This is a genomic window from Pseudoalteromonas sp. CO348, assembly GCF_004208845.1.
In the GTDB taxonomy this organism is placed as follows: Bacteria; Pseudomonadota; Gammaproteobacteria; order Enterobacterales; family Alteromonadaceae; genus Pseudoalteromonas; species Pseudoalteromonas maricaloris.
In genome coordinates this window covers 264,342-277,809 of the sequence record NZ_SGPI01000017.1, presented here as the reverse complement: position 1 = coordinate 277,809, position 13,468 = coordinate 264,342, and the positions used below count along the sequence as shown (strand labels likewise).

At 45.4% G+C, this 13,468-nt stretch carries 11 protein-coding genes; 2 read left to right on the top strand and 9 right to left on the bottom strand.

All coding sequences use genetic code 11. From position 1 onward, the window contains the following. Positions 1-221 precede the first annotated feature (221 nt). Together EXT48_RS08750 and EXT48_RS08745 are read left to right on the top strand one after the other, a co-directional pair. Positions 222-2,117 carry a DUF294 nucleotidyltransferase-like domain-containing protein gene (locus EXT48_RS08750; protein ID WP_130164225.1) on the top strand — a complete coding sequence of 632 codons (1,896 nt, stop codon included), beginning with the start codon at positions 222-224 and terminating at the stop codon, positions 2,115-2,117. Between the two features lie 9 nt (positions 2,118-2,126). Further along, the gene (locus EXT48_RS08745; protein WP_039497646.1) at positions 2,127-2,828 is read left to right on the top strand and encodes a 3'-5' exonuclease; all 702 of its coding nucleotides are present in this window, start codon (positions 2,127-2,129) and stop codon (positions 2,826-2,828) included. A 61-nt stretch (positions 2,829-2,889) separates the two neighbouring features. Here the strand turns inward: EXT48_RS08745 and EXT48_RS08740 are convergent, their stop codons facing one another. From EXT48_RS08740 to EXT48_RS08700, 9 genes are all read right to left on the bottom strand, one after another. Beyond that, on the bottom strand, positions 2,890-4,464 hold the full coding sequence (locus tag EXT48_RS08740) for a BCCT family transporter (protein ID WP_130164224.1): 1,575 nt from the start codon (positions 4,462-4,464) through the stop codon (positions 2,890-2,892). Between the two features lie 693 nt (positions 4,465-5,157). Beyond that, positions 5,158-5,823, bottom strand: a complete 666-nt coding sequence (locus EXT48_RS08735) for a CoA transferase subunit B (RefSeq protein ID WP_010604942.1) — start codon at positions 5,821-5,823, stop codon at positions 5,158-5,160. A gap of 9 nt (positions 5,824-5,832) precedes the next feature. After that, entirely contained in the window at positions 5,833-6,531 is a 699-nt protein-coding gene (locus EXT48_RS08730; RefSeq protein WP_045988113.1) for a CoA transferase subunit A, read from the bottom strand. Positions 6,532-6,558: 27 nt separating this feature from the next. After that, entirely contained in the window at positions 6,559-7,467 is a 909-nt protein-coding gene (locus EXT48_RS08725; protein WP_130126478.1) for a hydroxymethylglutaryl-CoA lyase, read from the bottom strand. Next, positions 7,467-9,410 carry an acetyl/propionyl/methylcrotonyl-CoA carboxylase subunit alpha gene (locus EXT48_RS08720; protein WP_130164223.1) on the bottom strand — a complete coding sequence of 648 codons (1,944 nt, stop codon included), beginning with the start codon at positions 9,408-9,410 and terminating at the stop codon, positions 7,467-7,469. The genes EXT48_RS08725 and EXT48_RS08720 overlap by 1 nt, the downstream gene beginning before the upstream one ends. A gap of 8 nt (positions 9,411-9,418) precedes the next feature. Next, positions 9,419-10,201 carry an enoyl-CoA hydratase-related protein gene (locus EXT48_RS08715; protein ID WP_130164222.1) on the bottom strand — a complete coding sequence of 261 codons (783 nt, stop codon included), beginning with the start codon at positions 10,199-10,201 and terminating at the stop codon, positions 9,419-9,421. A gap of 9 nt (positions 10,202-10,210) precedes the next feature. Next, positions 10,211-11,818, bottom strand: coding sequence for a carboxyl transferase domain-containing protein (locus EXT48_RS08710; protein ID WP_130164221.1), 1,608 nt, complete (start codon positions 11,816-11,818; stop codon positions 10,211-10,213). Between the two features lie 9 nt (positions 11,819-11,827). Continuing rightward, positions 11,828-13,003: an isovaleryl-CoA dehydrogenase gene (locus tag EXT48_RS08705; RefSeq protein ID WP_010378622.1), complete on the bottom strand. Its 1,176-nt coding sequence runs from the start codon at positions 13,001-13,003 to the stop codon at positions 11,828-11,830. Between the two features lie 24 nt (positions 13,004-13,027). After that, positions 13,028-13,420: a MerR family DNA-binding transcriptional regulator gene (locus EXT48_RS08700; protein ID WP_010378624.1), complete on the bottom strand. Its 393-nt coding sequence runs from the start codon at positions 13,418-13,420 to the stop codon at positions 13,028-13,030. Positions 13,421-13,468 lie beyond the last annotated feature (48 nt).

Here is a 13,468-nt window from a genome sequence, read left to right as displayed (position 1 = left end):
GTAATTGGTAATTGGTAATTGGAATTAACCTATTACAACGCAATTCCTCAGTTTTACTAAATTCGATTGCATCCTAGTGAGTCTTCTGCGCGTAGTGGTGAACAGCTGAAAAACTATGGCTGCAGCCTTAGTTTATTACCCTAGTTAAACCAGCTTTCATTGCAAATTTATCCCTCGTTGCCCACAATAGGGTTAAATTCCTTTTTATATCAAGGCAAACCATGGAAGTTGAACATCAGGAAATTGCCAATTTTTTAGTAGCTTACCCGCCGTTTTCGGATTTGCCTCAAGAGGCACTACATAAACTCGCAAGCCAAGTCGAAGTAGGTTATTACCGAGCGGGCAGCGGCATTTTGGAATATGGAGAGCAGATCACCTACCTGTATGTGATCCGATCTGGTGCTGTCGAGCTCTATCGGCGCTCAGGTGAGTTATACAATCGTATTTCCACAGGTGGGATCTTTGGCCAGCGTGGTTTATTGATGAATCGCAAAGTTCGTTTTGGCGCTCAAAGCCTTGAAGATACGCTGGTGTACTGTATTCCTGTAGGCATTTTTGATGAGTATTGCGACGTTTATGAAGCGTTTGCTGATTATTTTGAAGCAGACGATAATGCTAGACTAAAAATCACGGTTTCTGAGCAAGCCGACAGCAACGATTTGACCACGGCCAAAGTGCGTAAACTATTGCTACGCGACGTGGTATACGTTGAACGCAACGCCACGGTACAGCAGGCAGCTCAAGTGATGGCAAAAGAGCATGTATCATCACTACTTATCTATGACCCCGAGAAACCTGTTGTCGAAGATCCAGATGAAGATGATGGTCAGGTGGTTGGCCTTATCAGTGACAGAGATCTTCGCACAAAAGTAGTCGCTGAGGGGCTGAATTATCAAACTCCGGTCTCTGAGATTATGTCGACCGATCTTATTATTGTTGACTCCAATGCCTACGTCTTCGAAGCCATGATGCTGATGCTAAGAGACAATGTGCATCATTTGCCCGTTGTTCATAAGCGTAAACCGATAGGAGTGGTCGCGCTATCCGATATTTTGCGCTATGAGTCTCAAAGCAGCCTGTTGTTTGTTAGAGGGCTAATGGACCAGCAAAGTGTTGAAGACTTGAGTAGTTACGCCAAACAGCTTCCTGCAATTTTTACGCGTATGGTGAATGAAGACGCCAATTCACACATGATTGGTTCTGCGATGTCGATTATAGGTAAAACGTTTAAACACAAGTTACTCGAACTCGCGGAAGCAAAATTAGGTCCGCCACCAGTTCCTTACTGCTTTATTGCCCTTGGTTCAATGGCTCGAGACGAACAGTTAATTGTGACCGATCAAGATAATGCACTGATCTTGGATGACAGTTATCAACCCGCTGAGCATGGCGCTTACTTCGAAAAGTTGGCGAAGTTTGTGTGTGATGGTCTAGCCAATTGCGGCTATAAATATTGCGATGGTGGGATCATGGCAAGCAACCCAGCTTGGCGTATAACTTATAGTCAATGGTTAGCACAATTTGAAGACTGGATAGAAAACCCCAGTCCTGAGGCTTTGCTTAATAGTTCGATTTTCTTTGATCTGGAAGGCGTATGGGGTGAAACAAAATGGGCTGAGAAACTCACTGCTTTTATCAGTAAAAAGGCCAAAAGCACCCCTAAATTTTTGGCTGCGATGGCACATAATGCGCTAAGAAGAACACCGCCTTTGGGCTTTTTTAATGGTTTTGTCCTTGAGCAAGATGGTGAGCACAGGCGTTCGATGAACATTAAACGCCGTGGCACAGCACCGCTTTCAGACTTGGTTCGAGTGCATGCCCTTGGTGTTGGCTCTAAAAAACAAAACTCCTTTGAACGATTAGAAGATATTGATGAGGCAAATATACTGCCAAAGGGCAAAGTGTTAGATCTGCAAGCTGCGCTTGAATACATCGCCATCATGCGTATTCGTCATCAAGCATGGCAAATTGAGCAGGGCGAAAAGCCTGATAACAGCTTGCCGCCTGAAACACTCTCTGATTTTGAACAGCGTAATCTTAAAGAAGCTTTTGGCGTGTTAGACAAAGCACAGAGCTTTTTAAAGTTTCGCTATCAAAACAAATCCATGATGAAGTAGCGGTGTAATATGCAAGGCGAGATTATGTCATGGCCAAATCGCTTTCAGCATTTGGTAGAAACGTCGAAAGACCCGAGAATTCAAGCATTTTATCAGCAAGGCGTGGTAGATCCGTACCAGCAATTGAGCCAGTGCGAGTTTGTTGCCCTTGATTTTGAAACTACAGGGCTCGACCCAAACACCGATGACATTGTGAGCGTTGGCGTCGTGCCATTTAATTTACGACGGATCCGTTTGGCTCAAGCGAAGCATTGGTTAGTGAAGCCAACCAGTCCGCTGGCTGAAGAGTCTGTGGTACTGCACCGGATCACACACTCACAAGTTGAAAGCGCGCCAGATCTGCAGGATATTCTTGAGGAAGTGTTTGCTTCACTACATGGTAAAGTCATTGTGGTGCACTATCAGTTTGTCGAAAAGTCATTTTTCAATTCTGCGCTAAAAGCGAGATTGGGGGAGGGTATTGAGTTTCCAGTGATTGATACGATGGAAATTGAAAAGTCAGCGATAAACAACGCCAGAAGTTGGCTTGATAAGCTCAAACGTAAACCTATTCCTTCGGTACGTTTAGCTGACTGCAGAAAGCGCTATGGGCTTCCCTATTATCAGCCACATCATGCCTTGTCCGATGCGTTAGCAACGGCGGAGTTATTTCAAGCTCAAGCTCAATATTGTTTAGACCCATCAGACATGGTGAAACGCTGGTGGAGCTAATCCCAAATAACAAAAAGGCGGAGCATACAGCAAGCTCCGCCTGTAATGAGGTTAACGACCGTTAGCTTTTAGGCTCAGTTCTAAGCCCGAGGATCAAACTTACACACATCAATAGTAGTACAAAAGTAAACGGTAAACCTGTTGAAATAGCACCAGCTTGCAGTGCTTCAATTGCTTCTTTACCGCCGATCCACAATAGTGCTGCCGCAATTGCACCCTCAATACTCGCCCAGAATATACGTTGTGGTACTGGGGCATCTATTTTACCACCAGCGGTAATGCTATCGATAACCAAAGAACCAGAATCCGACGAGGTGATGAAGAAAACCAGTACAAGTAAAATCGCTGTGAACGAGAGTAAATCGCTCATCGGTAGGTTTTCAAACATTTGGAACATCGCCAGTGGCACTTCAGTCAAACCATCAGTACCTAGAGCGCCAATGCCATTTTTTACCTGATTGATAGCAAGGCCACCATAGATTGACATCCAGATCACGGTTACCAATGTCGGGATTAATAATACTGCGGTAATAAACTCGCGTATGGTGCGACCCTCAGAAACGCGTGCGATAAACATACCGACAAACGGTGACCAAGAAATCCACCATGCCCAGTAAAATACGGTCCAACCTTGGAACCATGCTTCATCTTCACGACCATGCGGGTTACTCAGTGGAATGATGTTTTCAACATAGGCCATTAAAGTCGTCGGAATATTACCCATGGCAATCGCAAAACCTGCAATACCAACGAATACTAATAACACAAATGCAATTAACATATTAACGTTACTAAGTATCTTTACACCGCCATCAATACCGCGAACAACCGAAATAATCGCAAGGGCAGTAACGCCCACAATCACGGCAATTTCTAGACCGAGACCTGCTTCTATGCCAAATACATGTTGGATCCCAGCACCAGCTTGCTGTGCGCCCAGACCGAGTGACGTCGCAAGGCCAAACAAGGTAGCAAGAACGGCGAGAATATCGATGATATGGCCCGGCCAACCCCAAGCTCTGTCTCCTAAAATAGGATAAAAGATCGAGCGGATTGACAGTGGTAAGCCTTTATTGTAGGCAAAGAATGCTAAAGAAAGCGCGACAACGGCGTAAATAGCCCAAGGATGCAAACCCCAATGGTACATGGTCGCGCCCATTGCAAGTTCAGCCGCTTCAGGTGTGTTTGCAGCAACATTTAATGGTGTTTTATACCAGCCAGTGTAGTAGGCAACAGGCTCCGCTACACCCCAAAACATCAGACCAATACCCATACCTGCTGCAAATAGCATCGCCAGCCATGACGCCCGAGTATAGCTTGGTTTGGCGTTTTCACCACCTAAACGAATTTTACCGTAAGGCGATAAAACGAGCACCAAACAAAATAGCACAAAGAAATTACCAGACCACATAAATAGGGCATCAAAGTTACCTATGATATCCCACTTTATGCCGTCTAAAGTGGTTTTAGCTGTGTTTGCATCAACTAATAATACGGCGACTAAAAACGCCAGTATTAATCCAGCACTTACACCAAATACAGGGTTATGTACGTCAAATCCCCACTTTTGAACATTGTCTTGTCCAACGGTGTAGTCTGTATTATCGATGCTGTACTTATCGTGGTGATTGCCCATGATATCCTCTTGTTGTTCTCATCGTGATACGACACCAAGCTGATATACTGAATTAATCGCTAGACAATGGTTGATAACAATTCGACATAAACTAACTATGCAACAAAGCAAAATGTAATCTGGCTATTAATGCTAATCATTAGCGGCTTAGAATGACTTTATCTGCCATACAATATGCTAGCCATAAGCCACAAAAATTACTTAGTCTAGTTTAGATTATTTAGCGTATTCATTCGATTTATGCATTTCAATCACACCAGCCGAATGACTATCTAAATATATGATGGGTTTATGTTAGTTACAGCGACAGTATACTGCCTCAATACTTGTAATTAAGATAAACCAACCGAACCGTTATGCTACTAAGCTATGGTATCAATATATTGTGTCAACTTGATATTCAGTCGATGCTTCAAAGCAGCAACTTTTTAGTTTTAAGTTGTACTGGCAGGTGAAAATTCAATGCCAACCAAAACTATCTTTACTAGTTTAGGGGGTGAGATTGAAAAGTAAATGGCTACTGAATTTTTTATTTAAAAATCATCACATTCATCAACTAGACATAAAGAGTGATGTAGAGTAAAGAGTTTTCCTTTGATGGTGAAAAAAAACCCCTCTTGCGAGGGGTTTTGGGTAACTCAGCGCCTTTGGCACTGGGAATGAGGTCGGTACATTTGTAAGTTAGGGTGTGTCTTACGACGCCTCAAACTGCATTTCGGGGATCTCACCGTCGACGATAAGCTTGCCTGCAGTTTTGCTGATTATTTCATCAACACTAACACCCGGTGCGCGTTCTAGCAAATGGAATGCGCCGTCTTTTACTTCTAACACAGCTAAATCTGTTACGATTTTCTTTACACAATTTACGCCGGTCAGTGGCAATGTGCATGATTCAAGCAATTTAGAATCGCCGTGTTTGCTAGCATGGGTCATGGTCACTATGATGTTGCGTGCACCAGCAACTAAGTCCATTGCACCACCCATGCCTTTGATTAATTTTTTCGGGATCATCCAAGACGCGATATTGCCTTGTTGATCAACTTCAAAAGCACCTAGTACCGTCAAGTCTACATGACCACCACGGATCATGGCAAAGCTTTCCGCACTATTAAAAATTGCTGCACCTGTCGCTGCTGTCACGGTTTCTTTACCCGCGTTGATCATATCGGCATCAACTTGGTCTTCAGTTGGGTAGGGACCCATACCCAACAAGCCATTTTCCGATTGCAGCATCACTTCAATGCCTTGTGGTACGTAGTTAGCCACTAAGGTTGGAATACCTATGCCTAAGTTAACGTAGTAACCGTCTTCAAGCTCTTGCGCCACGCGCATCGCAATTTGTTCACGATTTAAACCCATGATTGCCTCCTATTTGCGCGTTGTGACACGTTCAATACGTTTTTCAAAGTCACCTTTGATCACGCGATTGACATAAATACCAGGGGTGTGGATTTGACTCGGCTCAAGTTCACCCGGTTCTACGATTTCTTCAACTTCCGCGACGGTGATTTTTCCGGCTGTCGCTGCCATTGGGTTAAAGTTCATTGCTGTGTGGCGGAACACCAAGTTGCCGTAGCGATCTGCTTTCCAAGCCTTAACAATAGCAAACTCACCGGTAATTGATTCTTCCAAAATATATGGTCGGCCATCAAATTCTTTTACTTCTTTACCTTCAGCAATGGGAGTACCGTACCCTGTTGCCGTGTAAAAAGCTGGGATCCCAGCGCCACCAGCGCGCATCTTCTCTGCAAGCGTACCTTGTGGTGTTAATTCAACGTCAATAATGCCATCGAGTAGTTGCTGTTCAAACAGCGCATTTTCACCAACATAAGAGGCAATGATCTTCTTAATTTGACGATCTTTAAGCAAAATACCTAAACCAAAGTCGTCGACCCCACAGTTGTTTGAAACCACGGTAAGTTCTTTTGTTTGCAGGCGCTTAATTTCTGCAATTAAGCCTTCTGGAATACCACACAAACCAAAGCCACCTGCGATGATGGTATCGCCGTCTTTAAGACCCGCCATCGCTTCGCTGTAGCTTGATACGACTTTATCGAAACCGGCCATAAGCCCACTCCTAATAATGTTATTGTTTTAAGATTGACAAGTTTGTTTGAGTGCTAACGACACTTTACTGCTTGGTGTCTTGCCTAGCGCATCACAAATTGTCCATCCTGCTTTTGCTAGCCTTTCTAAATCAATTCCACACTCAATGCCAAGTCCTTGCAGCAAGTAAACTACATCCTCAGTGGCAACATTTCCTGACGCGCCTTTGGCGTAAGGGCAACCACCAAGACCTGCAACGGCGCTATCAACAGTTGCGATCCCCATTTGCAGGGCCGTGTGAATATTCGTTAATGCTTGTCCGTAGGTATCATGGAAATGCACCGCAAGCTTGTCAGCAGGGATATGTTGCAGTAACAAGGTGAGCAGCTGCTGGACCTTTTTAGGCGTACCAACACCTATGGTGTCGCCTAGGCTGATTTCATAACAACCAAGTGACAACAATTGTTTACATACCGCTAAAACTTGCTCTGGTTGTACTTCACCTTGATATGGGCAACCAACCACGCAGCTAACATAACCTCTTACTTTTATGTTGTTTTTTTGTGCAAGTTCAACAACGGGACGAAAGCGTTCAATACTTTGTTCAATCGTGCAGTTGATGTTTTTTTGCGTAAATGCCTCACTGGCGGCAGTAAAAATGGCAAATTCGTCGACCTGATTTTCTAGTGCAAGCTCTGCGCCTTTAAGGTTTGGCGTTAGGGCGCTTATTTCAACGCCTTCACTACGCTCAAAGCCTTGGATCACCGCAGCAGAATCGGCCATTTGTGGCACCCATTTGGGCGACACAAACGCGCCTGCTTCTATGTGCTTGAGACCAGCGTCTTTTAATGCGTTAACCAGCGCGATTTTAGCTTCTGTGGCAACACTGACCTCATTTTGTAAGCCGTCACGTGCGCCGACTTCTACAATTTTGACGTTAGCCGGATACTGAGACATTAGTCTTGCTCCTCAACAATCGCCAGCATATCGCCATGACTGACCAGCTCGCCTTCTGCAAAGCAGTATGAAGTGAGCGTGCCATCAAATGGTGCATTGAGCGTATATTCCATCTTCATGGCTTCGATTATCACCACGGCATCGCCTTTATTAACTTGGGTACCGACGGCTAACAAATGTTTAACCACGGTGCCGTTCAATGGCGCTGCCAGCGGTGCAGCTTCGTGCTCATGATCGCTAATGTAATGCTTTGACTTGAGTTCAACGGTATGTTGATACGGGCCATACATAATAGTGATCGCGGTTTCGGTCACAATGGCACTGGCTTGTAACCTTGCACCATCAATCACCACTGTCAACTGGTGTCCATTTAATTCACATTCAACTTGGTGGATTTGCTCGTTAAACGAAACCTTCCAACCACCTTGAGATTGATAGGCACAGGCGACATGATCTGCAAATGGTAAATCCACTTTCGCGGTTTGGTTAAGCCTAAAGCCTAAGTTTCCCCACACCGTGTTTTTACATGGTTGTTGGTGGCTAAGATAGGCCGCACTTGCTAATAACACCATTTTATCCAGCGGCGTATTCGATAGAGTTAATACCTCAGTTTGCGTGTCAATAAAGTGGGTATCAGGCGCACCAGCTGTGAAAGTAGGGTGGCCTGCTAAGTGATGTAAAAATGCAATATTGGATTTTAAACCACACAGATGTACTTGCTCTAAACTCGATTTTAGCTTTAGTAACGCTTGTTCACGATTTTTGCCATGAACAATAAGCTTGGCGATCATAGGATCGTAAAATGGGCTGATCTCATCGCCTTGCTGCACGCCTGTGTCAATTCTTACGCCATCTTTGGCTTCTGGAAAGCTAAGGTGTGAAAGTACACCTGAAAACGGCATGAAGTTTTCTTCAGGGTCTTCTGCGTAAATACGTGCTTCAAAGCTATGACCAGATAACGAAATCTGCTGTTGAGTCAGCGGTAGCTGTTCACCCGCAGCAACCATCAGTTGCCACTCGACTAAATCGAGATCAGTTACCATTTCTGTCACTGGGTGCTCTACTTGCAGGCGGGTATTCATCTCCATAAAGAAGAACTCATCGCCACATAATAAGAACTCTACTGTACCTGCGCCGCGATAGTTAATCGCTTGCGCACAGCGTACTGCTGCTTCACCCATAGCTTTGCGCATCGCATCACTCAAATCTGGGGCGGGCGCTTCTTCAATCACCTTTTGGTGACGACGCTGTAGTGAACAGTCTCTATCACCGAGGTAAACACAGTTACCGTGACTATCGGCAAAAACTTGTACTTCTACGTGACGAGGCTTATCAACAAAACGCTCAAGCAGTACTAAGTCATTGCCAAAACTCGCTGCAGCTTCACGTTTAGCACCATGTAGTGCCGACAAAAACTCGCTGCTTTCTCGTACCACGCGCATCCCTTTACCACCACCGCCGTAAGCGGCTTTGATAAGTACCGGAAAGCCGATTTTTTCTGCTTCTGCTTGCAAGAAATCATCTTCTTGTTTGTCGCCATAATACCCCGGGACTAAGGGCACATTAGCGTCATGCATGATTTCCTTGGCACGGGTCTTAGAACCCATCGCTTCAATAGAGCTTGCCAGCGGACCAATAAACGCAATGTTTGCCGCTTCACATGCTTTAGCGAATACTTCATTTTCAGACAAAAAACCATAACCAGGGTGGATGCAATCGACGCCCGCCGCCTTGGCGACTTCAAGAATTCGGTCCGCAACCAAATAAGACTCTTTACTTGGTGCCGGACCGATATGATAGGCTTCGTCAGCTGTTTTCACATGCATCGCATTGGCATCTGCATCAGAATAAACTGCCACTGTGGTTAGGCCCAATTTCTTTGCGGTGCGCATCACGCGGCAGGCAATTTCACCACGGTTCGCGACTAGAATTTTAGTTAGCATGTTGACTCCTATTCGCTTGCGGCGGTTTGCCAGCGTGGTGCTCGTTTATCGAAAAAGGCGCTAAGACCTTCTTGGCCTTCGTCACTTACTCTAATTTCAGCGATACGCTTTGCGGTATGGGCGACCAACGCTTCATTTATCTCTTTACCAGCAACTTCGCTGATCAGTGCTTTGGCACTTTTCACAGCAGCAGGGCCATTGTTAAGCAAGGTATCGAGAAAGTCCGCTTCGCTTTTTGCTAAATTATCGCTCAATTCGTGAATTAAACCCATTTCTAGCGCCTTTTCACCATCGAAGACTTCGGCTGTTAAAAAATAGCGTCGCGCTTGGCGCTCCCCAATGGCTTTAATGACATAAGGACTAATCACAGCCGGAATAAGACCAAGCTTGACTTCACTTAAACAAAATTTAGAGTTGTGCTCTGCAATGGCGATATCACAACAGGCGATTAACCCAAGCGCACCGCCAAAAGCAGCACCTTGCACCAAACACAGCGTTGGGTGAGGGCAAGTGGCCAGCACTTGCATTAATTTAGCAAGTTCTAAAGAATCAGCGACGTTTTCGTCATAGTCGTTGTCTGCCATGGATTTCATCCACGCCAGATCAGCCCCCGCTGAAAAGTGTTTACCTTCGGTTTTTAATACCAGCGCTCTGACATCGAGATCGCTGGCATATTCGATATTCTTAATGAGTTCGGCAATCACCTCCGCATTGAAGGCATTATGTTTTTCTGGGCGACTTAGCTCTAAAATCGCCACTTTGCTTTTTGTTATATTTAAAGTGACAGGCATAAGTGCTCCTTACATTCTGAAGACGCCAAATTTAGACTCTTTTTGCGGCGCATTGCTCGCAGCCTCTAAGGCAAGACCAAGTACTGTGCGCGTATCCGCAGGGTCGATAACGCCATCGTCCCAAAGCCTTGCGCTGGCATAGAATGGGTGTCCTTGCTTTTCGTATTGCTCGATAATTGGCTTTTTAAATTCGCTCACTTCGGCATCGCTCATGCTAAGGCCTTTGCGCGCTAAACCATCTTGTTTAACCTGCGTTAATACGCCAGCAGCTTGTTCACCACCCATTACGGAGATCCGTGCGTTTGGCCACATCCACATCATGGTTGGCTCGTAGGCTCTACCACACATGCCATAGTTACCAGCACCATATGAGCCGCCAATCAATACTGTAAACTTAGGCACATCAGCACAGGAAACGGCTGTTACCATTTTTGCACCGTGCTTAGCGATACCTTCCGCTTCGTATTTTTGGCCAACCATAAATCCAGTAATATTCTGCAAAAATAGCAGCGGAATATTGCGCTGTGCACAGAGTTGAATAAAGTGTGCGCCTTTTTGCGCTGATTCAGAGAAGAGAATACCGTTGTTTGCTACGATCCCCACAGGGTGACCATAAATCTCAGCAAAACCAGTCACGAGCGTTTCGCCGAAGTAGCGTTTAAATTCATCAAACTGAGAATCGTCCACGATACGGGCAATGACTTCGCGTACATCAAATGGCTTTTTCAGATCCGTACCGACAATGCCATACACCTCACTGATGTCATAACGTGGTGGTTTGGCATCTTGAAGGAGTGGGCGAATAGGGCGCTGATGGTTAAGGCGTGACACGCACTGCCTTGCGATAGAAAGCGCATGCTCGTCATTTTCTGCATAGTGATCGGCTACACCTGAGACTTTACAGTGAACATCTGCGCCGCCTAAGTCTTCTGCACTCACTTCTTCACCCGTGGCCGCTTTAACAAGTGGTGGCCCTGCCAAGAAAATGGTGCCTTGTTCTTTGACGATAATACTTTCATCGGCCATTGCTGGTACATATGCGCCGCCAGCGGTACATAACCCCATGACCACTGCGATTTGTGGGATCCCCTTTGCAGACATACGGGCTTGATTGTAGAAAATCCGACCAAAATGCAATTTATCTGGGAATACTTCATCTTGTTCTGGCAAGTTCGCACCGCCAGAATCCACTAAATAAATACAAGGAAGATGGCAGCGCTCAGCGATTTCTTGCGCTCGTAGGTGTTTTTTTACAGTAATAGGGAAATAGGTTCCCCCTTTTACCGTCGCATCATTTGCCACAATCATGCATTCAACGCCTTTGACGCGTCCGATCCCGGCGACCACACCAGCACAAGGAATATCTTGCTCGTAAACGCCAAACGCGGCGAATTGGCCAATTTCTAAAAACGGCGAGCCCTCGTCAAGCAAGGTTTCAATTCGGTCACGGACAAATAATTTACCGCGACTTTGGTGACGGGCAATAAGCGCTTCACCACCGCCTTGGTTCAGTGTAGCGACTTTATCTTTAAGATCAGCAACCAGCGATGCCATCGCATCGCTGTTTGCCTTGAATTGAGGATCATGCGGATTAACCGCAGAATTTAGTACCGTCATGTAGCACTCCTAGCGACTTTCGTTGAATAGCTCACGTCCGATAAGCATACGGCGGATCTCAGACGTACCAGCGCCAATTTCATACAGCTTGGCATCGCGAAGTAGTCGACCTGTAGGATATTCATTGATATAACCGTTTCCGCCTAGTAGCTGAATGGCATCAAGTGCAAGTTTGGTTGCAAGTTCTGCGGCATACAAAATTGCACCAGCAGCATCTTTACGTGTGGTTTCGCCACGGTCACAGGCTTTCGCCACGGTATAAACGTATGAGCGTGCGGCGTTCATTTGCGTGTACATGTCAGCAACTTTGCCCTGCACCAGCTGGAATTCACCGATGGATTGGTTAAATTGTTTACGCTCGTGAATATAAGGTACTACCACATCCATACAAGCCTGCATAATACCAAGCGGACCGCCTGCCAATACCACACGCTCGTAGTCTAGGCCACTCATGAGTACCTTAACGCCTTCGTTGTATTCGCCAAGGATGTTTTCTGCAGGTACTTCGCAGTTTTCGAATACCAGCTCACAGGTGTTTGAACCACGCATTCCAAGTTTGTCTAACTTTTGTGCCGTTGAAAAACCAGGGAAGCTTTTTTCGACGATAAAGGCCGTGATCCCGCGAGGGCCTGCATTGGTATCCGTTTTTGCGTAAATCACAAAAACGTCGGCATCTGGACCATTGGTGATCCACATTTTATTACCGTTTAGGATGAACTTGTCACCTTGCTTTTCAGCACGTAGTTTCATTGAAACCACGTCAGAGCCAGCATTGGGCTCACTCATTGCTAGTGCACCGATGTGTTCACCGCTGATAAGTTTTGGTAGATACTTTTCTTTTTGGGCTTGGTTACCGTTACGGTTAATTTGGTTTACACATAGGTTTGAGTGTGCGCCGTAGCTTAAGCCAATTGATGCACTCGCACGGCTTATCTCTTCCATTGCGATAACGTGTTCAAGATAACCCATGTTTGAGCCGCCAAATTCTTCAGCGACGGTGATCCCAAGTAGGCCCATTTCGCCAAACTTTGGCCACATTTCGTTTGGAAATGCATTTTCTTGATCTGTTTTTTCAGCAAGTGGGGCAATTTCACTGGTCGCAAAGCTATTGACATGATCACGGATCATGTCTGCTGTTTCGCCTAGTCCAAAGTTTAATTCTTTATATAAAGATACTGTGCTCATCGGTATTCATCCTGTTGTGAGAGTTTATTTTTCGAGCTCGTGTAGGGTGTCGCGACAACGGCGCTCAGCCGTCACCAGTTCCATTAAGACAACTTTAATGTCGTCCATTTGTTGGCTTAAGTCGGCTTTTTTTTCTTCAATGAGTTGCAACATGGTTTTAAGTTGCTTTTCGCTCGATTTGTCGGCGTCGTAAAGCTCAAATAGTCGGCCAGTTTCAGCAAGTGTAAAACCAAGACGTTTTCCGCGAAGGATCAGTTTTAATCGAACTTTGTCACGTTTTGAGTAAATACGCGTTTGTCCTTGGCGCCTAGGAGAAAGGAGTCCTTGGTCTTCGTAAAAACGAATACTGCGAGTAGTAATATCAAATTCTTTAGCTAACTCGCTGATTGAATAGGTAGGTTCATTAATTTCTTGCATTTTTATTTACACTTACAACGTCACTGATTAGACCAATATAAGTGAAGT

Bases quoted from the DNA above. Each gene is read 5' to 3' on its own strand.
- EXT48_RS08740 (WP_130164224.1), bottom strand. From the start codon at position 4,464: ATGGGCAATCACCACGATAAGTACAGCATCGATAATACAGACTACACC.
- EXT48_RS08725 (WP_130126478.1), bottom strand. From the start codon at position 7,467: ATGTCTCAGTATCCGGCTAACGTCAAAATTGTAGAAGTCGGCGCACGT.
- EXT48_RS08710 (WP_130164221.1), bottom strand. From the start codon at position 11,818: ATGACGGTACTAAATTCTGCGGTTAATCCGCATGATCCTCAATTCAAG.
- EXT48_RS08700 (WP_010378624.1), bottom strand. From the start codon at position 13,420: ATGCAAGAAATTAATGAACCTACCTATTCAATCAGCGAGTTAGCTAAA.
- EXT48_RS08745 (WP_039497646.1), top strand. From the start codon at position 2,127: ATGCAAGGCGAGATTATGTCATGGCCAAATCGCTTTCAGCATTTGGTA.
- EXT48_RS08705 (WP_010378622.1), bottom strand. From the start codon at position 13,003: ATGAGCACAGTATCTTTATATAAAGAATTAAACTTTGGACTAGGCGAA.
- EXT48_RS08730 (WP_045988113.1), bottom strand. From the start codon at position 6,531: ATGGCCGGTTTCGATAAAGTCGTATCAAGCTACAGCGAAGCGATGGCG.
- EXT48_RS08750 (WP_130164225.1), top strand. From the start codon at position 222: ATGGAAGTTGAACATCAGGAAATTGCCAATTTTTTAGTAGCTTACCCG.
- EXT48_RS08720 (WP_130164223.1), bottom strand. From the start codon at position 9,410: ATGCTAACTAAAATTCTAGTCGCGAACCGTGGTGAAATTGCCTGCCGC.
- EXT48_RS08735 (WP_010604942.1), bottom strand. From the start codon at position 5,823: ATGGGTTTAAATCGTGAACAAATTGCGATGCGCGTGGCGCAAGAGCTT.
- EXT48_RS08715 (WP_130164222.1), bottom strand. From the start codon at position 10,201: ATGCCTGTCACTTTAAATATAACAAAAAGCAAAGTGGCGATTTTAGAG.